This is a genomic window from Streptomyces sp. NPDC033165 (genome assembly GCF_055577965.1).
Window position 1 is genome coordinate 96,330 of the sequence record NZ_JBVIPK010000010.1, and the last position, 23,514, is coordinate 119,843.

General features: G+C 73.3%; 21 protein-coding genes and 1 pseudogene. 9 read left to right on the forward strand and 13 right to left on the reverse strand.

Annotated elements, in window-relative coordinates:
* Window positions 1-32: 32 nt before the first annotated feature.
* On the reverse strand, window positions 33-902 hold the full coding sequence (locus tag ACZ5WC_RS23320; protein WP_468542600.1) for a TetR/AcrR family transcriptional regulator: 870 nt from the start codon (window positions 900-902) through the stop codon (window positions 33-35).
* A gap of 149 nt (window positions 903-1,051) precedes the next feature.
* Window positions 1,052-1,924 (reverse strand): RNA polymerase sigma factor SigF, encoded by an 873-nt coding sequence (locus ACZ5WC_RS23325; protein WP_468542601.1) that lies wholly within the window; start codon window positions 1,922-1,924, stop codon window positions 1,052-1,054.
* A gap of 581 nt (window positions 1,925-2,505) precedes the next feature.
* Here ACZ5WC_RS23325 and ACZ5WC_RS23330 point away from each other — a divergent pair.
* The 3 genes from ACZ5WC_RS23330 to abc-f all read left to right on the forward strand — a co-directional run bounded on the left by ACZ5WC_RS23330 (window position 2,506) and on the right by abc-f (window position 6,680).
* The gene (locus ACZ5WC_RS23330) at window positions 2,506-3,213 is read left to right on the forward strand and encodes a GNAT family N-acetyltransferase (RefSeq protein WP_468542710.1); all 708 of its coding nucleotides are present in this window, start codon (window positions 2,506-2,508) and stop codon (window positions 3,211-3,213) included.
* Between the two features lie 188 nt (window positions 3,214-3,401).
* On the forward strand, window positions 3,402-4,613 hold the full coding sequence (locus tag ACZ5WC_RS23335) for a PP2C family protein-serine/threonine phosphatase (protein WP_468542602.1): 1,212 nt from the start codon (window positions 3,402-3,404) through the stop codon (window positions 4,611-4,613).
* A gap of 354 nt (window positions 4,614-4,967) precedes the next feature.
* Window positions 4,968-6,680: a ribosomal protection-like ABC-F family protein gene (gene abc-f, locus ACZ5WC_RS23340; RefSeq protein WP_468542603.1), complete on the forward strand. Its 1,713-nt coding sequence runs from the start codon at window positions 4,968-4,970 to the stop codon at window positions 6,678-6,680.
* On the opposite strand, the gene ACZ5WC_RS23345 is transcribed toward abc-f, so the two are convergent.
* The 4 genes from ACZ5WC_RS23345 to dhaK are packed head-to-tail and all read right to left on the reverse strand — an operon-like array spanning window position 6,644 to window position 9,227.
* Entirely contained in the window at window positions 6,644-7,153 is a 510-nt protein-coding gene (locus ACZ5WC_RS23345; protein WP_468542604.1) for an NUDIX hydrolase, read from the reverse strand. The two genes, abc-f and ACZ5WC_RS23345, sit on opposite strands and share 37 nt — an antisense overlap.
* A 26-nt stretch (window positions 7,154-7,179) precedes the next feature.
* Window positions 7,180-7,590, reverse strand: a complete 411-nt coding sequence (locus tag ACZ5WC_RS23350; protein ID WP_468542605.1) for a PTS-dependent dihydroxyacetone kinase phosphotransferase subunit DhaM — start codon at window positions 7,588-7,590, stop codon at window positions 7,180-7,182.
* Entirely contained in the window at window positions 7,587-8,198 is a 612-nt protein-coding gene (gene dhaL / locus ACZ5WC_RS23355; RefSeq protein ID WP_468542606.1) for a dihydroxyacetone kinase subunit DhaL, read from the reverse strand. The genes ACZ5WC_RS23350 and dhaL overlap by 4 nt, the downstream gene beginning before the upstream one ends.
* Before the next feature lie 36 nt (window positions 8,199-8,234).
* Window positions 8,235-9,227, reverse strand: a complete 993-nt coding sequence (dhaK, locus tag ACZ5WC_RS23360; protein ID WP_468542607.1) for a dihydroxyacetone kinase subunit DhaK — start codon at window positions 9,225-9,227, stop codon at window positions 8,235-8,237.
* A gap of 287 nt (window positions 9,228-9,514) precedes the next feature.
* On the opposite strand from dhaK, the gene ACZ5WC_RS23365 reads away from it, so the two are divergent.
* The gene (locus ACZ5WC_RS23365; RefSeq protein ID WP_468542608.1) at window positions 9,515-10,669 is read left to right on the forward strand and encodes an MFS transporter; all 1,155 of its coding nucleotides are present in this window, start codon (window positions 9,515-9,517) and stop codon (window positions 10,667-10,669) included.
* A complete protein-coding gene (locus ACZ5WC_RS23370; protein WP_468542609.1) occupies window positions 10,666-11,760 on the forward strand; it encodes a sugar ABC transporter permease in 1,095 nt (364 codons plus the stop codon). The genes ACZ5WC_RS23365 and ACZ5WC_RS23370 overlap by 4 nt, the downstream gene beginning before the upstream one ends.
* Here ACZ5WC_RS23370 and ACZ5WC_RS23375 read toward each other — a convergent pair.
* Window positions 11,747-12,961, reverse strand: coding sequence for an acyl-CoA dehydrogenase family protein (locus ACZ5WC_RS23375; RefSeq protein WP_468542610.1), 1,215 nt, complete (start codon window positions 12,959-12,961; stop codon window positions 11,747-11,749). The genes ACZ5WC_RS23370 and ACZ5WC_RS23375 overlap by 14 nt on opposite strands.
* A 143-nt stretch (window positions 12,962-13,104) precedes the next feature.
* Between ACZ5WC_RS23375 and ACZ5WC_RS23380 the strand changes: the two genes are divergently transcribed.
* On the forward strand, window positions 13,105-14,886 hold the full coding sequence (locus ACZ5WC_RS23380; protein ID WP_468542611.1) for a CoA transferase: 1,782 nt from the start codon (window positions 13,105-13,107) through the stop codon (window positions 14,884-14,886).
* Window positions 14,883-16,571, forward strand: a complete 1,689-nt coding sequence (locus ACZ5WC_RS23385) for a class I adenylate-forming enzyme family protein (RefSeq protein ID WP_468542612.1) — start codon at window positions 14,883-14,885, stop codon at window positions 16,569-16,571. Before ACZ5WC_RS23380 ends, ACZ5WC_RS23385 begins: the two co-directional genes overlap by 4 nt.
* Before the next feature lie 106 nt (window positions 16,572-16,677).
* On the opposite strand, the gene ACZ5WC_RS23390 is transcribed toward ACZ5WC_RS23385, so the two are convergent.
* From ACZ5WC_RS23390 to ACZ5WC_RS23415, 6 genes are all read right to left on the reverse strand, one after another.
* Window positions 16,678-17,484, reverse strand: a complete 807-nt coding sequence (locus tag ACZ5WC_RS23390) for a metal ABC transporter solute-binding protein, Zn/Mn family (protein ID WP_468542613.1) — start codon at window positions 17,482-17,484, stop codon at window positions 16,678-16,680.
* The gene (locus ACZ5WC_RS23395) at window positions 17,442-18,317 is read right to left on the reverse strand and encodes a metal ABC transporter permease (protein WP_468542614.1); all 876 of its coding nucleotides are present in this window, start codon (window positions 18,315-18,317) and stop codon (window positions 17,442-17,444) included. The genes ACZ5WC_RS23390 and ACZ5WC_RS23395 overlap by 43 nt, the downstream gene beginning before the upstream one ends.
* Window positions 18,314-18,949 carry a metal ABC transporter ATP-binding protein gene (locus tag ACZ5WC_RS23400; RefSeq protein WP_468542615.1) on the reverse strand — a complete coding sequence of 212 codons (636 nt, stop codon included), beginning with the start codon at window positions 18,947-18,949 and terminating at the stop codon, window positions 18,314-18,316. Before ACZ5WC_RS23400 ends, ACZ5WC_RS23395 begins: the two co-directional genes overlap by 4 nt.
* A gap of 336 nt (window positions 18,950-19,285) precedes the next feature.
* Window positions 19,286-20,155, reverse strand: a complete 870-nt coding sequence (locus ACZ5WC_RS23405; RefSeq protein ID WP_468542616.1) for a lytic polysaccharide monooxygenase auxiliary activity family 9 protein — start codon at window positions 20,153-20,155, stop codon at window positions 19,286-19,288.
* A 402-nt stretch (window positions 20,156-20,557) separates the two neighbouring features.
* On the reverse strand, window positions 20,558-21,145 hold the full coding sequence (locus tag ACZ5WC_RS23410; protein WP_468542617.1) for a sigma-70 family RNA polymerase sigma factor: 588 nt from the start codon (window positions 21,143-21,145) through the stop codon (window positions 20,558-20,560).
* Between the two features lie 139 nt (window positions 21,146-21,284).
* Window positions 21,285-22,061, reverse strand: a complete 777-nt coding sequence (locus ACZ5WC_RS23415; RefSeq protein WP_468542618.1) for a hypothetical protein — start codon at window positions 22,059-22,061, stop codon at window positions 21,285-21,287.
* A 310-nt stretch (window positions 22,062-22,371) separates the two neighbouring features.
* Here ACZ5WC_RS23415 and ACZ5WC_RS23420 point away from each other — a divergent pair, with 310 nt between their 5' ends.
* Together ACZ5WC_RS23420 and ACZ5WC_RS23425 are read left to right on the forward strand one after the other, a co-directional pair.
* Window positions 22,372-22,581, forward strand: a complete 210-nt coding sequence (locus ACZ5WC_RS23420) for a hypothetical protein (RefSeq protein ID WP_468542619.1) — start codon at window positions 22,372-22,374, stop codon at window positions 22,579-22,581.
* 372 nt (window positions 22,582-22,953) lie between these two features.
* Window positions 22,954-23,427, forward strand: a pseudogene (locus ACZ5WC_RS23425) (heavy metal translocating P-type ATPase); the annotation flags it as partial.
* Between the last annotated feature and the right edge of the window lie 87 nt (window positions 23,428-23,514).

Here is a 23,514-nt window from a genome sequence, read left to right on the forward strand (position 1 = left end):
GGGGGATTCTTCGGAGGCGGGCGGGCGGGCGGTCAGGCACGCGTGGGCGCGCTGAGGCAGGCGTCCACATGGGCGAGCAGCGCGTCGTGCATGGACTGTGCGTCGGTGCCCGGACGGCCGGGCTCGGTGGCCAGGACCTGGGAGGCCAGCCCGTCGATCAGCGCGGTGAGGGCGAGGGCCGCTCCGTCCGCGTCGACCGGGCGGAACACGCGCTGTTCGATGCCGCGCCGGATCACGTCGGCGACCGTCTCCCGCCACTGGCGGTAGTACTCCACGTGGAGCCGTCCGACGGTGGTGGACCGGGCGGCCTCCGCCCACAGGTCGAGCCAGACGCACCACTGCCGCCGCTGCTGATCCGTGCGGGGAGTCTGGAGCGCGATCAGCAGGCGCAGCTCGTCCCCGGCATGGCGGGTCCCGGCCGTGGCCTCCGCGCGGCGACGGGTGTCCTCGTCCATGCACCAGCGCACGGCCGCTTCGAGGAGTTCGTCGCGGCCGGGGAAGTGGTAGTGGATCGCCGCGGTGCTGGTGTCGCAGGCCGCGGCGATGTCCGCGACCCGTACGGCGTGGAAACCGCGCTCGGCGATCAGCCGGACCGTCTCGCGCACGATCTGCAAGGGCCTGCCGCCCTCCGGTGCGGGTGAGGACGGGCGGGGGTGGGACGGCGAGCGTACGGGCGGCGGTGCCGCTGCCGTACCGGCCGCCGAGCCGAGGAGCCACCCGATGTCCACGCCGCCGGTATCGGCGATACGGGCCAGCTCGGCGGCGGTGAAGCGGCGCGCCCCGTTCAGGGAACGGGAGAGCTTCGACGGATCGATGACGATCCGCCGCGCGAACTCCCGGGCGCTCACCCCCGCCGCGTCGATCACTTGCCGGACCCGTGCGGCCACCTCGTCCTGCTGCATGGTCAGCCACCGTAACGGTGTGTTGAGAAAACCTCAATTCAGATGGGTCGATCTCGGCTAAAGAAGAAGGCATTGCGGTTCTGACTGATGCATCAGTCAGAACCGCAACGACTATGCGGCCCGCGGTCCGCGGCTTGCGGGCCGAGGGGTCACTCCTGGGTGAGCATGCCGCTCCGCAGCCTGCCCAGCATGCGGTTCAGCAGCCGGGACACATGCATCTGCGATATCCCCAGCTCCGCGCCGATCTGCGCCTGGGTCATCTCGCGGCCGAAGCGCATGTCGATGATCCGGCGTTCACGTTCGTCCAGTTCGTCCAGCAGCGGTGCGAGGGCGTGGAGGTTCTCGACGGTCTCCATCGCGGGGTCCGGTTCGCCGAGCACGTCGGCGAACGTCCGCCCCGCCGTCCCGTGGGGCCCGGCCTCGGAGGTGTCGGTCGGCATGTCCAAGGAACCCGCCGTGTACCCGTTGGAGGCGACGATGCCCTCGGTGACCTCGGACTCCTCGATGCCCAGGTGCTCCGCGAGCTCCGGCACGGTCGGGTCCCGGTCGAGGTCGCCCGCGAGGGACTCCTTCGACTTGGCGAGGTCGACCCGCAGCTCCTGGAGGCGCCGGGGCACATGCACCGCCCAGCTGGTGTCGCGGAAGAACCGCTTGATCTCACCCACGATGTACGGCACCGCGAACGACGTGAACTCGACCTCCCGGGAGAGGTCGAACCGGTCGATCGCCTTGATCAGCCCGACCGTGCCGACCTGGATGATGTCCTCCATGTCGCCGCTGCCCCGGTTGCGGAAGCGGCCGGCGGCGAAGCGGACCAGGGACAGGTTCATCTCTATGAGGGTGTTGCGCGCGTACTGGTACTCGTGCGTGCCTTCGTCCAGCACCTGGAGGCGGTCGAAGAAGAGGCGTGAGAGCCGGCGCGCGTCCATCGGGGCGACCTTCCCGGCGTCCTCGATCCACGGAAGTTCCTCCGTGGCGCCCGCCCGCTCCGTACCGGCGATCTGCGCACTGTGCTCCGTCATTCCGTCACGCTCCCCTGGTCGTAGGCCATGAGGTCTCGTCGCCTGCCCTGAGTCGGGGCCGTCATACGTGAAAGAGGAAGGTGATCTGGCCACGTGGCGCGAGTTGGCCGGAAATGAGCCTTGTTCGGCACTGAAGTGCCGTCACAGGGAGGGCGGAAGCCGCGGAGGCGCGCAGAACCGCCCCACCGGTACGGGGGAGCCCGGTGGGGCGGTCGCCACCAGAGTGCCACAGGCGAGGGGCAGTTGGGGCCCGACCGGCGCGTATCGGCCTAGGGATGAGTCGAATTCGCCGCTCCTTCGCGCGGGCGTGCGCCGCGCGCGGGGCGGCGGGGGGCGGGCCACCGGGGCCGGGCGGCTCGCTCGGTCGACCGCGGTCTCATGAACAGCGGCCGGTCGTGGAATACGCGCCGTGGGCATCGGCCTTTCCCCTGGTGGGCGTGGCGTGCTCGACGCGGCCGTCCGCCGTCCGACGCCGACGACCCGGAAAGGCGCAACGTCCCGTGCAGCACCCCGGCAGCCCCACGGCACACCACCAGGCCCGCCCCGAGGCCGACCCGCTCCCCCCGTCCCGCCACCATCCGCTGGACAACCCCGCCCGGTCCTCCCTCACCGGCCCGCACGCCCACTTCGCCGTGCGCCGCGGGCGCATCCTGCGCTACCCCGTCGACGTCAGCCCGTGGCTGGCGCTCCCCGACGCCCCGGACGCCCAGGACTGGGCCGATGTCGCGGCGCTCGCCGGGGACGACGGCCCCATAGCCCTGACCGCGTTCCAGGAGCCGCCGCCGCACGACTGGGAGATCCTCTTCCGGGCCGAGGGCGTCCAGCTCGTCGACGAGTCGGTGGCCGCGGCCCCGGACCCGGAAGCGGTCCGGCTGGGCCCGGCGGACGTGCCGGAGATGCTGGACCTGGTGGCGCGAACCCGCCCCGGCCCCTTCCTGCCGCGCACCGTCGAGATGGGCGTCTACCTGGGCATCCGGCGGCACGGGGCGCTGGTGGCGATGGCAGGGGAGCGGCTGCACCCGCCCGGCTGGACCGAGATCAGCGGCGTCTGCACGGACGAGTCCGTACGGGGGCAGGGGCTGGCCGGCCGACTGGTCCTGGCGGTCGCGCACGGAATCCGCGAGCGCGGCGAAACCCCGTTCCTGCACGCGGCCGGGTCCAACACCGGGGCGATCCGGCTCTACGAATCGCTCGGCTTCCGGCTCCGCCGCCGGACGGAGTTCCTCTCCGCCCTCGCCCCCGCGAAGCCTCCGTCGGCCGACACGCCCCGCAGGCCCCCGCTGCGCTGACCCGGCCCCGCCGGGGCCGAAAGTCCCGGGCCACAGGTCCCGCCCGGGACCTTCGGCACCCCCTGAGGGTCCTAAGCCCTCCTGCGCCGACGCCCGGGTCCCGGTCAACTGGAAGGGACCGGCCGAAAGTGCGGGCGGCGACGACAGACCCAGCGGGAGGACAGGCCGTGCCCATGAGGAACCTGCGCATGGCACGGAAGCAGCACACGGCACGAGGCCGGAACGCGGCCCGGACCCGGAATGCCGCCCTGCCCGGTACGGAACCGGCCGTCGCCCCGGACACGGGCGTCATCGCGGCGTCCGCGGGCCGGATCGGCGACTGGCCGCTGGCCGCCGGGCTGGCGCTGCTGACCGTGCTGGTGGTGTTCCTCGACCACACGACGGGCGACGAGCTGCGGGTCGTTCCGCTGCTCGTGGTCGTCCCGGCCCTGGCCTCCGTCTACTGCACCCTCCGCCAGACGGTCTGGGTCGCGGTGTGGATCACCACGGTCGTCGTCGGTTTCCGGGTCGGCGCGGACGGAACCTTCTGGGACTTCGTCTTCGGCATCGGCTTCGCCGTGCTCGCCTGTGCTCTCGGCGTCGCCGCCTGCGCCGCCCGTATCCGCCACGCCACCGAGATGGCGCGGCTGCGCTCCGCCGCCGTCGCGCTACAGCGCCAGATCCTGCGGCCACTGCCCGTCGTGACCGATCACCTCTTCGCACACGGGCTCTACGAGCCGATCGAGGAGGACCGCTTCGTCGGCGGCGACATCTACGAGGTCGTCCAGTCGCCCCACGGCACCCGGGTGATCATCGGGGACGTCCAGGGCAAGGGGATCGCGGCCATCGGCGCCGGATTCGCGGCCATCGCCGCGTTCCGTGAGGCGGCGATCCGCGAGCCCACGCTCACCGGCGTGGTGGAGGCCCTGGAGGACGCCGTCGTCCGGCACAACGTCTTCTCCGCCCAGACGGGGGAGGCCGAGCGCTTCGTCACCGCGCTGGTTCTCGGGTTCGACGAGAGCGGCCGCGTGGAGGCCGTGAACTGCGGCCACCTGCCGCCGAGGCTCCTGCACGAGGGCCGGGCCTCGGCCGTCACGCTCCACCGGACGTACGTGCCCCTCGGCCTCGCCGGGCTCAGCAGGGAGATCCGTACGACCGAGTCGTTCGCCCTCCCGCCGGACGCGACGCTCCTCGTCGTCACCGACGGGGTGACCGAGGCCCGTGACGCCGCCGGGGCGTTCTACCCCCTGGACGACCGGGTCGGGCGCTGGGCCGGGCGGGGGCCGCGCGAACTGCTCGCCGCGCTCCACGCCGACCTGGAGGACTTCTCCGACGGCGTCCGGCGCGACGACATCGCCGCGCTCGCCCTGCGCCGGGCACCGGCCGATGACCGGCTGCGCCGACGGGCCGCCGCTGTCTGAGAGAGCGCCCGGGCCCCCAGCCGTCCCCTGATGCCACTGCGCCCTGACCCGCGCGAAGGCCGGAGCAACGGCCGGGCCGTCCTTCCCCCCGGCGACTGACCCCGCCCCCGCTCCCCGTGGCCCGCCCGGTACCCCCGGGGAGAAATCCCCGGCACGGGTGGCGGCACCCCCGTTACACTCGACGCCATGGGTTCGTACTACTACTTCCGCTGATTCCCGGCCCGGACGGCCGCCGCGCGCTCGCGAGCCGCGCGTGCCCTCGCCGTCCCCTCCGCCGTCCGGCATCCACGCCCCGCTCTCCCGCCGCACCCCCGTGCGCGCTGTCGCGGGCCGTCACCCAGGGAACAGGCACCCATGCACCCCCAGCGCGACCGCGCTCAACTGACCGTCAAGGACATCTCCAAGGCGTACGGGGACCGCTCCGTACTCGACCAGGTCACCCTCACCGTCCGGCCCGGCGAGAAGACCGCCGTGATCGGCGAGAACGGCTCCGGGAAGTCGACCCTGCTCCGGCTGCTGGCCGGGGTGGAAGCGCCGGACAGCGGCGAGATCACCGTTCGGTTCCCCGGCGGCACCGGCTACCTCGCCCAGACGCTCGACCTCGACCCCGCCGGGACCGTACAGGACGCCGTCGACGCGGCCCTCGCCGAACTGCGCGACCTCGAACACCGCATCCGCGCGGCGGAGGCGGCCCTCTCGGAGCGCAAGCCCGGCGGCCCCGGGCCCATGGACGCGGAGCTCGCGGCGTACGGAGACCTCCTCGCCGCCTACGAGGACCGCGACGGCTACCGGGCGGACGCCCGTACCGAAGCCGCTCTGCACGGACTCGGCCTCGCCCACATCACCCGCGAACGGGCCCTCGCCACCCTGTCCGGCGGCGAGCGGTCCCGGCTGGCCCTGGCCTGCGTCCTGGCCGCCGCCCCCGAACTGCTGCTGCTCGACGAACCGACCAACCACCTCGACGCACGGGCTGTCGGCTGGCTGGAGGAGCACCTGCGCGCCCACCGGGGCACCGTCGTCACGATCACCCACGACCGGGCGTTCCTGGCGCGCGTCACCTCGGTGATCCTGGAGGTCGACCGCGACCTGCGCACGGTCACCCGGTACGGGGACGGCTGGGACGGCTACCGCACCGCGAAGGCCGCCGCCCGCCGCCGCCGGGCCCAGGAACACCAGGAGTACCTGGCGGAGCTGGCCCGCACCGAAGAGCTGGCCGAGGCCGCCGGACAACGGCTCGCGGCCACCGGCAAGGACCCCAAGCAGGGCTTCGGCAAGCACCGCCGCTCCCACGAGGCGAAACTGTCCGGCCAGGTCAGGGCCGCCCGCACCCGGCTGGAGGCCCTGCGCCGGACCCCCGTACCGGCCCCGCCCCGCCCGCCGGCCTTCACCGGCCGCCCGACGGAAACCGAGGGGACGGCCGCGTCCGAGGGCCGGGGCGCCGCCCCCCGGACGCTCCTCGAACTGGACTCCGTCTCCGTGGGCGACCGCCTCCACCTCCCCTCCCTGCGCGTGGAGTCCGGAGCGCGCCTGCTGGTCACGGGAGAGAACGGTGCGGGAAAGTCCACGCTCCTGCGCGTCCTCGCGGGGGACCTGACGCCCGACACCGGCACGGTCCACCGCCGCGCCCGGGTCGGCTACCTCCCGCAGGAGCTGCCCGCCCGGCCGACCTGGCGCACCCTGCTCGCCACCTTCGCGGCGGGCCGCCCCGGCTTCCTGGACGAGTACGCCGACGAGCTCCTGGCCCTCGGCCTGTTCCGGCCCGAGGACCTGGCCGTGCCCGTCGCGGCGCTCTCCATCGGCCAGCAGCGCAGGCTGTCGCTGGCCCGCCTGATGACCCGGCCGGCCGATCTGCTGGTGCTGGACGAGCCGACGAACCACATCGCGCTCAGCCTGGTCGAGGAGCTGGAGGCGGCCCTCGACCAGTACCGGGGAGCGGTCGTCGTCGTCTCGCACGACCGCAGCTTCCGCGCCCGCTTCACCGGCGACGTCCTGGAACTGCGCGACGGCCGCCCGGCAGGGGCGACGCCGGTCTACGCCTCGGGGGAGGCGGCCCTCCCGCGCACCTGAGCGCGCAGCCGGTCGACGAACACCCGCTGGCCCGCTACCAGCCGCTCGGCGGCCACCTCGGGCGTACACCAGGCGAACCGGTCCATCTCCGGGAACTCCCGCTGTACGCCGGAGCCGCGCGGCCACTCCATCGTGAACGTCCCCGGCACCACGGAGCCCACGTCAAGCTCCGCCTCGACCGCCCACACCGTCACCGTCTTGCCACTGCGCTGCCGGGCCTCGCCCAGCGCGATCCAGTCGCCGGGCGGGAGGGGCACCCCCAGCTCCTCCACGAATTCCCGCCGGGCCGCCGCCTCCGCGTCCTCCTCCGGCCCGTACTCGCCCTTGGGCACCGACCAGGCGGCCGCCTCCCGCCCCGCCCAGAACGGGCCGCCCATGTGCCCGATCAGCACCTCGACGTCCCGCTCACCGCCGCTCCCGGTTCCCGTGACCCGGAAGAGAAGAAGCCCCGCGCTGCGCCTTCCTGTCGGCATATCACCTAACCCCTTCGTCGTGGCCCCTACGTCTTGCGGTAGCCGTACGCCTCCGAGGCCGCCGCCTCCACCGCCGTGAGGTCGCCGCCCGCCGATGCGGTCACCACGGCGGCCACCGCACCCTCCACGAACGGCGCGTCCACCAGCCGGGTGTCCGGGGGCAGTTCGTCGCCCTCGGCGAGCATCGCCTTCACCGTGAGGACCGCACTGCCCAGGTCCACGAGGACCGCGACCCCGACGCCACGGTCCACCGATGCGGCGGCGCGGCCGATGAGCTCGGCGCTCGTACCGAGCCCGCCGTTCGGCAGTCCTCCTGCCGCCGCGACCGGTGCGGTCACCCCACCGGCGGCGAGCCCCCGGGCCAGCTCGGCCACCGAGTCGGCGACCGGGCCGCTGTGGGAGACCAGCACGATGCCCACCTGCGGCTCGCCGCTCATGCGCCGCCCCCGTCCGCCGCGGTCCGCGCCAGGGCCTCCACCAGCAGCGCCGCCGATGCCGCCCCCGGGTCCTGATGCCCGATGCTGCGCTCACCGAGATAGCTGGCACGCCCCTTGCGCGCCTGCAACGGCACCGTCGCCTGGGCGCCCGCGCGGGCCGCGTTCGCGGCGCCCTCGAACGACGAGGCCAGGGCCTTTGCCGCAGGCAGCAGCGCGTCGAGCATCGTCTTGTCCCCGGCCTGCGCCCCGCCCAGCTGCCCGACCGCGGCGACCCCCGCGGCGAAGGCCTGGGCGAACTGGTCCGGCGTCACCTCGGCCTCTTCCCCGAGGACCTTGCCCGTACGGCGCAGCAGCGTCCCGTACAGCGGCCCGGACGCCCCGCCGACGGTGGAGATGAGCTGCCGCCCGGCCAGGGTGAGCACGGCGCCCGGGGTGGCGGGGGCCTCCTTCCCCACCGCGGCGGTCACCGCCGTGAAGCCGCGCTGGAGGTTGCTTCCGTGATCGGCGTCCCCGATGGCCGAGTCCAGCTCGGTCAGATGGTCCGCCTCCCGCTCCACGGAGGCCGCGGTGGCGGCCATCCAGCGGCGGAAGAAGTCGGCGTCGAGCACGTGATCTCCTGTTCCTCGGTCGGGTCCCAGGGGGCGTCAGCAGCCCCAGCGGAGCGCGGCCGTCCGCACGGGCGCGTCCCACAGTCGCAGCAGTTCCTCGTCCACCTGGCACAGCGTCACCGAGCAGCCTGCCATGTCGAGCGACGTCACGTAGTTCCCGACGAGCGTACGAGCCACGGTGACACCCCGCTCGGACAGCACCCGCTGGACCTCGGCATTGAACCCGTACAGCTCCAGCAGCGGTGTCGCCCCCATGCCGTTGACCAGGGCCAGCACGGGGCCGGTCGGGCGGAGATCCTCCAGCACCGCGTTCACGGCGAAGTCGGCGATCTCCCCGGACGTCATCATCGACCGCCGCTCACGCCCCGGCTCGCCGTGGATGCCGATGCCCAACTCCAGCTCCCCGGGCGGCAGATCGAAGGTGGGGCTGCCCTTCGCCGGCGTGGTCACCGCGCTCAGCGCCACCCCGAAACTCCGCGAGGCCCCGTTCACCTGCCGCGCCAGTGCGGTGACCCGCTCCAGCGGGGCACCCTCGTCCGCCGCCGCTCCGGCGATCTTCTCGACGAACAGGGTCGCCCCCGTACCGCGCCGCCCCGCGGTGAACGTACTGTCGCTGACGGCCACGTCGTCGTCCACCACCACCTGGGCGACCTGCACGCCCTCGTCCTCGGCGAGCTCGGCGGCCATCTCGAAGTTCAGCACATCACCGGTGTAGTTCTTGACGACGAACAGCACCCCCGCCCCGCTGTCGACGGCCGCCGCCGCCCGCACCATCTGGTCCGGCACGGGCGAGGTGAACACCTCCCCGGGACAGGCCGCCGACAGCATGCCGGGCCCGACGAACCCGGCATGCAACGGCTCGTGCCCCGACCCGCCCCCGGAGACGAGCCCCACCTTCCCCGCCACGGGAGCGTCCCGCCGCACGACGATCCGGTTGTCCACATCGACGGTCAGTTCGGGGTGCGCCGCCGCCATACCCCGCAGGGCGTCGGCGACGACGGTCTCCGGGACGTTGATGAGCATTTTCATGTCGGTCTCCTCGCGAGCGTGGAAGAGGGCTTCGTGAGCCTGCCGATCGTCTCGCACTGATCCTCCGAGCACATCATGTGGCGTGTGTGGCGTCGGCCTTCGGGCTCCGCGCAGGAACGTCGTCACAGGACTCCGGACGGGAATGAGGGAACCGGAGCGCCGGTTCACCCGACTGTCTTCTCGGTGGGTCGTGCTGTTGCAACGCGTGAGGAACGGAGACTTCTGTGGTGGCGGAGAGAACAACGGCAGCGACAGCGCCGGGTGGGGGAGGGCGGGAGCCCCGCGCCGTGAACGCGCTGCTGACCTGCGCCATGGCGTTCTCGATGCTGCAGTTGTTCCTGCTGGGCGCCCTGGGGCCGCGCCTGGTGGAGGCGCTGGACATCACACCCACGATGCTGGGACTGACGACCACGGTCGGATTCGGGACGGCTGCCGTGCTGTCCCCGAGCGGCGGCCGGATGGTGGACCGGATCGGGCCCCGGCGTTCGCTGGTGCTCCTGTTCCTCGTCTCCGCCCTCGCGCTCGCGCTGATCGGGGCCGCTCCCGGAGCGGGTCTGCTGCTGGGTGCGGTCGCGCTGGGGGGAATACCCCAGGCTCTGGCCAACCCCGCCACCAACAAGGCGATCCTGGCGACGGTCGAACCTGCCCGGCGGGGTGCGGTGACCGGCCTCAAACAGTCCGGTGTGCAGCTGGGAGCGTTCGCCGCCGGGCTGCCGCTGGCCGCGCTCGCGGGCGGTCTCGGCTGGCGCGGCGCGGTGTGGACCGCCGCCGGGGTGGCTCTGCTCGCCGGGGTGTGGGCGCTGCGCGCCCTGCCGGTGGACCCGTCGGCGGCGTCGGCTCCGCCCGCTCCCACGTCGTACGTGCCACGGGGCATGGTGGCGTGGCTGGCGGGCTTCTCGCTGTTCCTGGGAGCCGGCATCGCCTCCGTCAACACCTACCTGGCCCTGTACGGGGTGGAGCGCCTGGAGATGGGGCCGACCGTGGCCGGCGGCCTCGTCGCCGTCCTCGGGGTGGCGGGCATCCTCGGGCGGATCGGCTGGTCGAAGGCCGCCCGCCCGGGGCGCGCCGAGTGGCTGCCGGGTCTGCTGGCCTGCGGTGCGGTGGGTGCGGCGGCCTTGCTGGCAGCCGGGCTCCTCGCGGTACCGCTGGTGTGGGCCGGTGCCGTCGCCATCGGGGTGTTCGCGGTCTCCGGCAACGCCGTCTCGATGGTGCTGGTCATGCAGCGTGCCGCACCTGGCCGGGCCGGAGCGGACTCGGCGCTCGTGGCGGCCGGGTTCTTCGCCGGATTCGCCGTGGGCCCGCCCCTGTTCGGCCTGCTCGCGGAGAGCGGCCGGTACGGGACGGGCTGGTTGCTCGTGGCGGTGGAGTTCGCCGCGGCGGGTGCGGTCGCCTTCCTCTGGAGCGTAAGGGACCGGCGCCCGCGGACGGGGACGGCGGGATGACGGCCGACGACTGGGCCGGCCGGGCGCTCGCAGCCGTCGTCGGCCGGGTGACGGCGACCGAGGCCGAGGTCGGCGAGCGCTTCCCGTTGTACGCCGAGCCCGGCGACGGCCGGTGGACGACGACCGGCCGCGGTTCATGGACCGGTGGCTTCTGGGCCGGGCTGCTGTGGCTGCGAGCCCGTTGCACGCGCAGCGAAGCGGACCGGCTCGCCGCGGCCCGGTGCACGGCCCGTCTGGCGCCGTGGGTGGACGCCGACACCGCCACCCGGGGGCTGATCTTCTGGTACGCCACGGCTCCGGCCTTCGACGCGGAGGAAGCCGCCGCGCTGCGAGGAGCGGCCGGTCGGGCCTGCCTGGCCTCGTACGATCCCGAGTCCGGGACCGTGCCCTGGGGTGCGGCGTTCGGCGGACCCCGGCTCCTGGCCCGGGCGGACGCCGTACCGGGTCTGGTGCCCCTCCTGGCCGGAGCGGGCGGCGACGGGCCGAATGTGGCGGCGGCACATCTGCACCGGCACCTCGGCCTCTTTCTCGGCGAGGGGCCCGCCGGGAGCGTCGGCCGGCCGACGCCTGCCTGGCAGTTCGACGCGGCAACGGGGTGGCGCCCCCGCGAGGACCCCGCACCGGGCTGGAGCAGGGGCGAGGCGTGGATGCTCCTGGCCGTCGCCGACGCGCGCTTGCGTCCGGATGTGGCCGGCCGGCGGCCGGAGCGGCTCGCCCTGGCCGCCGAGCAGTTGCTGGCGCGGACGGAGGTGCTGACCGGGCCGGTCGTCCCGCCCGATGACGTGTCCAGGCCGCAGGGGGCGGTGGACACCTCGGCGGCGGCGATCACCGCCGTCGCACTGCTCAAGCTGGCGCGTGCCGGGGGACCCCGGGCGGCGGCGTGTTCGCACCGGGCCGTGGCGATCCTGAACCGCCTGGTCGAGGCCCACCTCACCGGACCGGGGCCCGGGCGCCCGGCGGGCATGCTCCTGGACGGCTGCTACGACGCGGCCAAGGGCCTGGCGGTGCGCCATGAACTGATCTGGGGCGACTTCTTCCTTGCCCTCGGACTGGCCGCTCTCGACGGTCTTGTCGACATCACCCGTGTGTAGGGGAACCGTGCCCCTGGCCGTAGCCGCGCAGTACCCGGCCGGCCACCGAGGTGATGTGCAGTTCGTCCGGGCCGTCCAGGATGCGGGCCGCCCGCCCGCCGCGGAACAGGGACGGCAGCGCGGTGTCGGGGCCGAGCCCGGCGGCGCCGTGCACCTGGATGGCGGAGTCGGTGACCTGCTGGAGCATCCGGGCGGCGGCGACCTTGGCCAGCCCCACTTCCGTACGGGCGTCCCTGCCCGCCGCGATCAGCGCGACCGCCTCGTGGACCAGGGGGCGGGTGGTGCGCAGGGCGAGGAGCGCGTCGAAGACGTGCTGCTGGACCAACTGGTGGTCGGCGAGGGGCCCGCGCGATCCGTCGCGGGTGGCGGCACGTTCACACATGAGGTCGAAGGCCCGCTGGGCCTGGCCGAGCCAGCGCAGGCAGCGCAGGGTGCGGCCGAGCGCGAGCCGTTCGCCCGCGATGGCCAGGGCGTCGCCTTCCGCGCCGAGGAGGTGGTCGGCGGGAACCACCACCCGGTCGAGTTCGATCTCGTACTGGCCCGCCGCCCCCAGTACGGGGAGCTCACGTACGACGCGGAACCCGGGTGAGCCGGTCGGTACGACGAACAGGGCCAGCCCGTCACGATCGCGTGCCGTCCCCCCGGTGCGTGCCATCACGGTGACGAGATCGGCACCCGCGGCGCCGGAGGTGAACCACTTGCGGCCGCTGACAGACCAGTTGCCGTCCGGCCGGGCCTCGGCCCGGGTCTCGGTGAGGAGCGGGGCGGTGCCCGGCGCACCCGGTTCGGTCATGGCGTAGCAGCTGTGTATCTCGCCCGCCACCAGCCCCTTCAGGTATTCCTCGCGCACCCGGGTGCTGCCGTGGCGTCTCAGCATGGTGACGTCGAGCAGCGGGGCGGAGCCCAGTGCGGCGGGACCGTGGTCGCTGGCGCCCTCGGTCTCGGCGAGCGCCGCGTACTCGGGGAAGGTCAGGCCGCCGCCGCCCAGGTCCGCCGGGAGCGGCAGGGCCCACAGCCCGGCGGCCCGTGCCGCGGCCCGCAACTCCCTCAGGGCGCCGGTCGCGTCGCCGCCACCCGCGTCCAGCACGGTCTCGGCGGGGATCACCCTCGTTCGGATGAAGGTGTCGATCCTCTCGCTCAACTCACCAGCACCTGAAGCGTGTTGAGTCGATCCAACGCGTGCGGTAGCTGAATTCGCCATTGCATTCCTCCTCATTTCCGGGAACCCACGGGAACTGCTGTCCGACTCTCTGTCTGTGGAACTGGTCGGGTGACTACCTCTCCGAGTTCCCGCACCCCGTTCGACCCGGGCGACGGCCACCGTTGCGCCGGGAGAGGAGAGGCATGGCGTTGCCCACCACCACGCAGACGGACCGGCCCCTCGACGCACTGAGTTTCGGCACGTCAGGGCCCCCGCAGATCACCGGTGTCGTCGCCCGGCACCTGTGGCTGCTCGGAGCGCGACCCGACGAGGTCGACCACACAGACCCGTCGGGCCGCATCACGCTCTCCGGCGGGGGCTTCGATCCTGCCTGCGCGACCGCGGCCTGGGGGAACCCCGCCGGCGGGCTCGTCGACGAGGCGACCGTACAGGCCGCGACCGGCATGATGGCCGTCCACGGCCGCCGCGACGGGAGCCCGCGCGGCCTGGCAGTCGACTACGCGGCGACGGCCACCGCGGTCCTCACCGTCCAAGGACTGCTCGCAGGCCTCGTCGGGCAGGCCCGCGGAGCCACGTCCTCGCACCTCACCGCCCGTGCCGACCGGGCCGGGCTGCTCGCCGTCTCCCAGTACCTGGCAGCGGCCGGTGCCGACGAGGGCGAATCCACCGAACTCGCCCCGGGGGGACCGCCCTTCACCTCGGCCGAAGGAGTGCTGTTCGAGCTGGAGACCCTCGACCCGGAGGCCTGGGCCGGATTCTGGCGGGCCCTGGAGGCCCCGGCCGACGCGATACGGGCGGGGTGGCGGCCCTTCCAGTTCCGCTACGCCACCGCCTGCGCCCCCCTCCCCGAGGCACTCCACACCACGACCCGGGCGCACCCCCTCCCGCGGATCCGGCAGGCCGCGGTGGACTCCGGCGCCGAGGTCTGCGTACTGAGGACCCTGGCGGAGCGGGCTCTGGAGACCGACGGCTCAGCGCCCTGGTCGCTGCGGCCGCTCGGCGGCCCCGCCTCGACGAACCCCCGTACGGCAGCCGCCCCCTCCTCCGCCCAGCCGCTCGCCGGGCTGACCGTCCTGGAGGCGGGCCGACGGATTCAGGCCCCCCTCTCCGCCTGCCTCCTGGGTCTGCTGGGGGCCGAGATCATCCGGATCGAGCCGCCGGGCGGCGATCCGCTGCGTGGCATGCCACCCGCCTGCTCCGGCATATCCGCCCGCTGGCTCGCGCTCAACCGGGGCAAGAAGGCCGTGGAGATCGACATCAAGGCGGAGGGCGACCGGCGTCGACTGCGGGAGATGGCCGCGGAAGCCGACGTCTTCCTGCACAACTGGGCCCCGGGCAAGGCCGCCGAACTCGGCCTCGACGCCGACGACCTCACCTCGGTCAACCCCGCCCTGGTCTACGCCTACACGAGCGGTTGGGCCGACCGGCTCCAGGACGCCCCCATGGGTACCGACTTCATGGTGCAGGCCCGCACCGGGGTGGGCGAGGCGGTCCGTCCCGAAGGCGAGGCGCCCGCCCCTTCCCTGATGACCCTGCTCGACGTGCTCGGGGGACTGCACGGCGCCGAAGCCGTGCTCGCCGGGCTGCTGCTCAGGGAACGCACCGGCAGCGGCGTACGGGTGGACTCCTCCCTCCTCGGCGCCGCCGACACCCTGACCGGCCCCGCGCTGCGGCGGGCGGCCTCCGGGGAGGACGCCCGGCGGCCCGCCGGATTCCGGCACCCGCTGCCGACCGCCGACGGCTGGATCGCCCCGTCGGATGCGAGCGCCGAGTCCGCCGCCTCGTACGACCTGCGTGAACTCTCCACGAGCGACGCGCTGGCCCGGCTGGGTCAGCGGGGTCTCACCGCCACTGCCGTCACCACCGATCTCTCCACCCTCCACCACGACGCGCGGTTCCCGGGCTCCATCAGCCGTGACGCGCATGGTGCCCCCGCCGTTCCCGACCCCTGGAGCTTCGCGTGACCTTCTCGCCGCACGACCTGCTGCCCGCCGAACTCCGCCGATCCTGGGTGGCCGACGGCACCTGCCCGGGACTCGACCTCTACAGCCTCTTCAGAGCCCGCCAGATCGCCGACCCGCACCACACGGCCGTCCTGGATGACAGAGGAAAGCTCTGCTACACCGCCCTGGACCGCAAGGTCCGAAGCCTGGCCACCGGCCTCCGGGATCTCGGCGTACGCGAGGGCGACGTGGTGGGAGTGCAACTGCCCGACAACCGCAACGCGGTCATCGCCGACCTGGCCCTGGCCGCCCTCGGCGCTGTCGCCCTGCCCTTCCCGGCCGGCCGCGGCCCCCTGGAGGCCGAGTCCCTGCTCCGCCGGGCCGAAGCCGTCGCCGTCATCGCCGCGATCGAGTACCGAGGCAGCCGCCACGCGGCCGACCTGCACGCACTCTCCCCGGGACTGCCCGCCCTCCGCGACGTGGTGGCGGTCGGGCCCGGGAGCGCACCCGAGGGGACGACCCCGTGGCCGGACCTCATACGCAGGGACGCCCGCGATTTCGTCCCCGCCCGCCCGGACCCCGACAGCGCAGCGCGCATCCTGGTCTCCTCGGGCTCCGAGGCCGAGCCGAAGATGATCGCGTACTCGCACAACGCGCTGGCCGGCGGGCGCGGAAACTTCCTCGCCTCGCTCATCCCGGACGGGAAACCGCCGCGCTGCCTCTTCCTCGTACCGCTCGCCTCCGCCTTCGGGTCCAACGGCACCGCCGTCACCCTCGCACGGCACGGAGGCACCCTGGTCCTGCTCGACCACTTCTCGCCCGAGGCCGCCCTCGCGGCGGTACGGGAGCACGAGCCGACCCACGTCCTCGGCGTTCCCACGGCGGTCCGCATGATGCTGGATCGGCCGGCCGCGGCGGGCGAGCCGCTGCCGCCCCCGACCGCGCTGGTCTTGGGCGGTGCCCCGCTCGACGAGACCACCGCACTCGCCGCCGCCGAGGTCTTCGGCTGCCCCGTGGTCAACCTCTACGGCTCCGCCGACGGAGTCAACTGCCACACGGGACTGGGCAGCAAGGTACCTCCGACCAGCGCTTCGGGGGTCGTGGCGGGCCGCCCCGACCCCCGGGTCGCCGAGATCCGCATCGCGGCCCCCGTGACCCACGAGCCCCTGCCCGACGGCCAGATCGGCGAGATCGTCTCCCGGGGGCCCATGACACCGCTGTGCTACGTGGCCGCCCCGGATCTCGACGCCCTCTACCGCACCCCCGACGGCTGGGTACGCACCGGCGACCTCGGCCACCTCGACGCCGACGGCGTCCTGCACGTCGTCGGACGTCTGAAGGACATCGTCATACGCGGCGGCGCCAACATCAGCCCGGCCGAGGTCGAACGTGAACTCCGCTCTCATCCCCACGTCCGCGACGTGGTGTGCGTAGGCGTCCCCGATCCGCTGATGGGCGAGCGGCTGGCGGCCTGTGTGGTCGCGCGGGGCCCGCGGGTTCCCACGCTGGACATCCTGGGCGAGCATCTGACGGCACGAGGGCTGGAGCGGCGCAAACACCCCGAACGGCTCCTCGTGGTGGAGTCGATACCCCTGACACCCGCGGGCAAGCCCGACCGCGCTGCCCTCAAGGAACTCCTCGCCGACAGTCCGCAGCAGGCTCAGCACGGCGTCCCCGGAGCCGCGCCGTTCGCCCAGGCCGGGTGACGGACGGGGCCCGGCGGCTGACGGCCGCCGGGCCCCATCGGTTCGTGAGGTGGCCGCCCACGCGGACACTCTCGCCACCCGCTCATGCCCGGGCAGCCCTTAGTGGTCAGGAGGTACCCATGGCCTTCTTGAGCTCGGTCGCCGCGTTGCGGTAGACCGACAGCAGGTCCAGGTCGTCCCCCGGATAGTTGACGATGTCGACCTGCTCGGCGCCGGATTCGGGCAGCACCGTCCCGGTCGACATATGGGCGTTGTCCAGCACCAGGGCCGGCTTCTTCGCGGAGAGTGCGGCGAGCTGCGCCGGAGTCACCGCTTCCGGCCCGTAGGTACCCGCCACCGTGGCACCCGCCAGCGTCGCGGCCCAGGTGGTGAAGACCTGGGAGACGACGGAGGGGGCCTTGCCACCGGGCCACGCGCCCTGGACATCCTTGTTCAGCCGGTCGTATTCGGTCTCGAACCCGGCCTTCCACTTCGTGGCGGCGTCCTCCGTACCGAAGAGCGCGCCCAGTTTGCCGACCTCCGCCCTGACCTTGGCGGGGTCGTTGTCGAGATTGACCTCGACCAGCTTCGCCCCGGAACCCACCGCCTCCTTGATCTTCGCCGCGTACGGCTCGAAGGGCGCGTACAGCACGAAGTCCGCTTCGGCCACGGCAGCCAGGTCCGAGGGCTTCGGGTCGTAGTCCGGGGCGTGGTGGACGGACTGCGGCACGATGACCTTGACGTCCTCGGCTCCGGCGGCCTTCGCGAAAGCGCCCTCCCAGGTCGTGGTCACGACCACGACAGGCTTGTCCTTCGCCGCGGCCCGGGCGTCGTCGGAGGCCTTGGGGCCGGTGCTGTCTCCGCAGCCGGTGACGAGGGCGAGTGCCGCGCTCAGTGCGAGGAGGGGAGTGATGCGGACGCGGGTGCGCGCCATGAGCTGATTCTCCGTTCGGGTATGAAGTGCACGGCGAGGACGAGAGCCCCCGCCGTCAGGACGAGTACGGGGCCGGGCGGCCAGTCCAGCCACAGGGCCAGCAGGAATCCGGTCGCGTTGACGGCCACCCCGATGCCGACCGCCCAGAGGGTGATCGACTTCAGGGAGCTGCCCAGGCGGCGAGCGGCGAGCGCGGGGAGCAGCGTCAGGGCGTCCACGAGGAGGGCGCCGGTGAGCTTGATCGCCCCGGCTACCGCGATCGCGACGAGGACGAGGAGGATCGCGGTCAGCGCGCGGACGGGGACGCCGGAGCACTGGGCCAGCTCCCGGTCGTGCAGGAGCAGGCCGATGTCACGCCGCCGCCACCAGAACAGGCCGGGGACGGCGGCGGCCAGCACGCCGAGCACGATCAGGTCGGACGTACCGACCGAGAGGATCGACCCCCACAGGAGGGCGAAGGCCCCGGAGGCGTTGACCCCCGAGACGGCGAGCAGCAGCAGCGCGGCAGCGATGGCCAGGCTCATCAGCAGGCCCATGGCTCCGGACAGCCCGTCGGGTGTGCGGGCGAGCGGGGCGACTCCGGCTCCGGCGAGTGCACAGGCGACGAGCGCGCACAGCATGGGGTCCAGACCGGTGAGCAGTCCGACCGCGATGCCGAGCAGAGCGACATGCATCATCGCGAACCGGACCGGCATGATGTCGAGCCCGACGATGACCACCCCGATGACAGGCAGTCCGATCGCCGCGAGGAGCAGAGCGAGTCCGGCCCGCTGGACGGGAAGCAGCTGGAGCAGCTCGCCCAGCTCGGCGGTGGCGAGGTGCACCGGGTTCACCGGACCTCCCGCAGCCGGCCCGCCGCCATCTCCAGCACGCGGTCGCAGCGGTCCGCCAGAGCGCGGTCGTGCGTCACCACGACCAGGGTGACGGGCAGTGAGGTGAGGACGTCCGCAGCTTCCTCCTGCCCGTCGAAGTCCAGGGCGGCGGTGGGCTCATCGGCCAGCAGCACTTGTGCGCCCGCGGCGACGCAGCCGATCGCCCGGGCCAGGTACATGCGCTGCAACTGGCCGCCGGAGAGCGTGTGCAGAGGACGTCCGACCAGGTCCCCGACGCCCAGCCGACAGGCGGCTTCGCCCGCGTCCCGGGGCGCCGCACTGCTGGCGAGCAACTCGGCACCGAGGAGGGGGAACCGGCCCGCGGCCGGCTTCTGAGGTATCCAGGCGCATGCCCGGCGCCGCCAGGACCACTCTGCGGGGGAGCCGGTCTCCCGGCCGCCGACCGAGATCGATCCGGTCACCTGGCGGTGCAGGCCGAGCATCGCACGCAGCAGGGTGGTCTTACCGGAGCCGTTCGTGCCCGTCAGCGCCACACGCTCACCGGCGGCGATCTCCAGGTCGACCTCGGACACCGCCTCGACGCGGCCGTGCCGACAGCTCACCCCTCTCATGCGTACGTCCAGCCCGCCCATCCCACGCCTCTCCTCGGCTCCGAACCCTGCGGAGCGACGGGTGTCCACCGCCCGCGTCCCAGTAGTCGGGTGACGACGGGCCGGAGTTCCCGGGTGCCCGCGGGATTTCGCCCGCGTACTTCTGAACACCGGAGCAGGGTGTGCGGCGCGAGGCTGCGGCGTCGCCCGATCGGGATGCGGTCGCGGGCGGCCTGCCGACCGCAACCCGCCCCGCGGAGGCGGGAGGTGGCGAAACGCGCGGTCGGCAGGCGGAGGCCGGGCAACACTCGGGCTCTCCTCGCAGCGGCGCCCAGGTCCGAGGCGGGATGACGAGGGGCAGCCCGGAGAGCCGGTGTCTCAGCTCGTCCGGCGGCGACTGCGGCCGAAGAGCAGGACGCTCACCGCGAACAGGGCAGCGCCGGCTGCCCAGGCCACGCCGCCTGACAGCGGGGAGTCGGCGGGCCGTGATGCGGCGGAGACCAGTACGGGCGCCTGCTCGTCCCCGCCGTGGCCCTTGTGGCTGACGGACGAGTGGGCCGCGCCCGCCTCGATCCTGTTCTCGGCCGGAACCTTGGCAGCGGCTGCGCCCGCCGTGCCGAAGACGACATCCGAACAGCCGTAGAACGCCTCGGGGCTGTCGTGGCGCTGCCAGACCTTGTAGATGATGTGGCGGCCCGTACGGGCGGGGAGGGAACCGGTGAAGTGGTGGTAGCCGTTGTCGCTGGTGCGCGGCGTGGGGTGGGTACCCACTGGCGTCGGGTCCAGGTCGGACCACTTCAGCGGCTTGGCCGGGTCGAAGCCCTGCTTGGTGATGTACATCGTCATGGTGCCCAGGTGGGGCGCGGTGACCCTCACGTCGAAGTCGTAGGAACCCGCGGCCACCGTCGTGGCGGGCCAGTCGGTGCGGGCCCAGTCCAGGGCGCGGTACTTCTCGCGGTTGGCGGAACAGAGCTTGCCGTCGGGAATGACCTCCTGGTGCCGGCCGTCGGCGTCGGCGATGTTCACCTCGTTCCAGTCGTACAGCGGCTGCGTCCCCGAGTCGGCGACAAGATCCTTGCAGACCTGGGACTTCGGCGCCTCAGGGCCTTCGGCGAAGCAGGCGCTCACCCGGCTGACCGGGCCGAACACGGAGCCGTGCGCGCTCGCGGGCGAAGGCGTCAGGGACACGAAGGTCGCGGCGGAGGCGACAACGGAGGCTGCGGCGATAAGGCGCCGGGCAGAGGGCATCGGGGCTCACTCTCGTACGTGTAGGGGCCGTCGGGAGGTTCTTGGGGAGTTTCGGCAACACCAGCCCGCGTCAGGGGAGTTAGGGGGTGGTGTCCGCGCCAGCAGGATGGCATTGGTCCATACCAATCAACAAGAGGTGTGCGCGAACCGATCCGGAAACCGGCTCCGGTGCGAGCGCATCCGGAACCGGGCCCCGCCTCTGCCGGTCGGCCGCTCCTGCCACCGTTCGAACGTGGCGCCTGGCTCCGGCCGCCGATGTGCCGCTGCGGCCTAGCTGGGACGAGCCATCCGTGCGGAACGACCGTCGGGCAGCTGCTCGCGGGCTCGTCGGCACCGCCGTATCGCCGCTCGGGGCGTGATCGACGCCCCGAGCGGTCGCACCTGTGACGGGACCGGTTCCGATCAGCGGGCCAGAGCCGGCTCCGCCGTGTCGTCGAGCATGGCGCAGAGCGCCGTGCGGGCTCGTGAGACCCGGGACCTGATGGTCCCGACGGGGCACGAACTGGTCCGGGCCGCGTCGTCGTACGGCATGTCCAGGAGCTGGGTCAGGACGAACGCCTCGCGGCGGTCGTCCGGCAGGGAGTGGACGAGGGCCATCAGGGCGACGCCCTCGTCGAAGCCGGGCAGGTCACGCGGCTGGCCGCACTCCGCGACGTACTGCCAGTCGGAGGTGTCGGCCAGACGCGGCCGGGAAGCGGCGCGCCGCAGGCTGTCGACGACGGTTCGGCGGGCGATGGCCAGCAGCCAGGCGCGGGCCGAGCCGCGGCCCTGGAAGAGATGGACCGAGCTGACGGCGCGCAGGAAGGTTTCCTGCATCAGGTCCTCGGCCACCTGCGGGTCGTCGGCCAGCGCGGAGACGTAGCGGCGTACGTCGTGGTGGAGGGCGCGGAAGACATGCTCAAGGGCATCGGCGTCGCCGGATGCGGCGCCGAGAGCCCAGGCGGTGACATCGTCATCCGTCACCTCGGGTCGTCTTTGGGCGGGAAGCATGGGAGGTGCGGTTCCTTCCGGATGTCCGGACGGGGCGCGGCCCCACGGGCCTGCCCCGGTCCGGGAGGTGGGAGATCGCGACCGTGCAGCACGTGCACGGACGCACGTCGGCGATGGCGAGGCCGACGTGATCCAGCTGTCAGCGGACAGCGGTCTCCACCGGAGGTCCCCGGGTGACGAGCGTGTGGACGAGGAAGCGCGCACGCGCGCACGTGGCGGAGCGATCGACAGCGGGCGCGGTAGGCGCGGACGGCGGCGGGCACAGCGCGCCGAGTAGTCCGAGGGGGAGATGGAAGCGGTCCGCCAAGGCGCGGAGGATCTGGAAGGCGGCGCGCTCGCCGCGGGCCAGCCACAGGCCGCACAGCAGCGCTGCCACCACGTGTGCCGCGAGCATGCCCCAGGAGGCGGTGCCGCTCATCGCTCCCATGCCGTGCACGGGCTGCGCCGCGTGGGCTCCGTGGACGGTGTGTCCGAGCGCCGCTATGGCGGCGGAACCACCGTCGAGGCGGGGCAGCGGCATGCTGTCGATCAGCCCGGCCTGGGCGGCCACGTCATAGGCGCGCGCCGCGGCGGCTGTGTCACTGTGCGGGCCGCAGAGCAGGGCGTCCGCCCATTTCACGGCGAGCCCGGAATCACCTCCGGGTGCCGTGGCTGCCTGCTGCGCGCTCTGAACGAGCGTGAAGCTCCCGTGCAAGGCTCCCTGTACGGCGACGGTCAGAGCGACGACGGCGGCCTGGCCTCGCTCCCGTCCAGCGGCGAGCCAGGCCAGTGAGCCGACTCCCGCCACGCACAGGCCCAGAGCCCACCAAGGAAGCGGGGCGTCCGACATGAGGACGTGGCCAAGGGCGGCGAGCGATACGCACACGACCGCGAAGAGCGCGGACCGTGTGGCGCGAAACCGCCATCCCACCGACATGGCTCCTGATCCTGGCATTGCCGCCGCGGTACCTCCAGGCCGGGTCCCCTGTCCGGTGTTCCGCACTTTGGTCCGACATTTCGGCGGCCTGGCGGTCCCGCACCGCCGACACGGGAGAGGTCGCGGGCCGGTGCCTTTCAGTTCCCGCCGCCCTCGGACTTTCGGGAGCATCGGGTGCGCGCGGCCGCCTCTTCGTGCTCCCGCACCGGAGGCCGACGAGGCTTGCCGCCCGGGGGCCGTGGGCATCACCTCGTTACGCGGGCTCCTTGTTCTCCCCGGAGCCCGGCGAGCGTGGAGGAGAGAGAGTGCGATGACCCAGTCCCCCGAACCCCTGGCCACCTTCTGCGGGAACTGCGACTGCGGATGCCCGCAGTTGTTCGTGGACGAGAGTGCTCCGCCGGAGCGCCGGATCGTGATCACCGATGACTTCGGGCAGCGGGTGGAGATGAGCGCGGACCAGTTCGGGTCCCTGATCGAGGAGGCCAAAGCCGGCCGCCTCGACGCAGCCGTCAGCGCATGACAGCCGCGCGGTCCGGGCAGCGGGGCTCCCCGGACCCGCTCCCGTCGATGCGCGCGACGCTACGGGCGGGCGGAGCCCCGTGATTCCCGCCCTGCCCCGCGGCACCAGGGCGAGCGCGCGGGCCTCCTGGGAGCCCGCACGGCCTTCCCTCCTCGCGCACCGATCGCTCCGGAAACCCCTGCCGAAGCTCCGGCCGCATCGCCCGTAAAGGCGCTGTGACACCGTTCACCCGTACGCCGGGGAACTCCGGCCTGGCCACCTCCGACTTCTTCGGTGCCACGAGCCGTCGCACCACGGCTCGCGTCCAGAACGTCGAGGAGCACTCTGTGGAGCAGACGGCAGATCCCGGGCCCGAAGCGAAGACCGCCCGACGAGGACGCCCGGCGGGAACGTGAGCGGCTGCTCGTCACCGCGGCGCTGTCCCTGCCCGTCCTTGCTTTGTCGATGGCCCCTCCGCTGCAGTTCGACAACTGGCAGTGGCTGTGCTTCGTGCTCGCCGCTCCCGTGGCCGCCCGGGGTGCCTGGCCCTTCCACCGCCGTGCCCTGAGCGCCTTGCGGCACGCCGCCGCCACCATGGACACGCTGGTCTCGCTCGGCGTGCTCGCGTCGTTCCTCTGGTCGGCGTACGCGCTGTTCCTGGGCGGAGCGGGGGTGCCCGGCATGCGGATGCCGTTCACCCTGGTGCCCTCGGCCTCCGAAGGAACGGCACACGTCTATCTCGAAGCGGCGGTGGGCGTACCGCTGTTCGTCCTGCTGGGCCGGTTCCTGGAGGCCCGGGCGCGGGCCGGGACCGGGGCGGCACTGCGGTCGCTGGCCCAGCTCGCCGCGAGCCGTACCGCCTCACGGAGCATGGTGTGACGCCTCCGTCCGACCCCGCCGTCACCGTGGCGGCGAAGCTCATATCCCCGTCCTCTCCGCAAGGGAGCGCGCGCT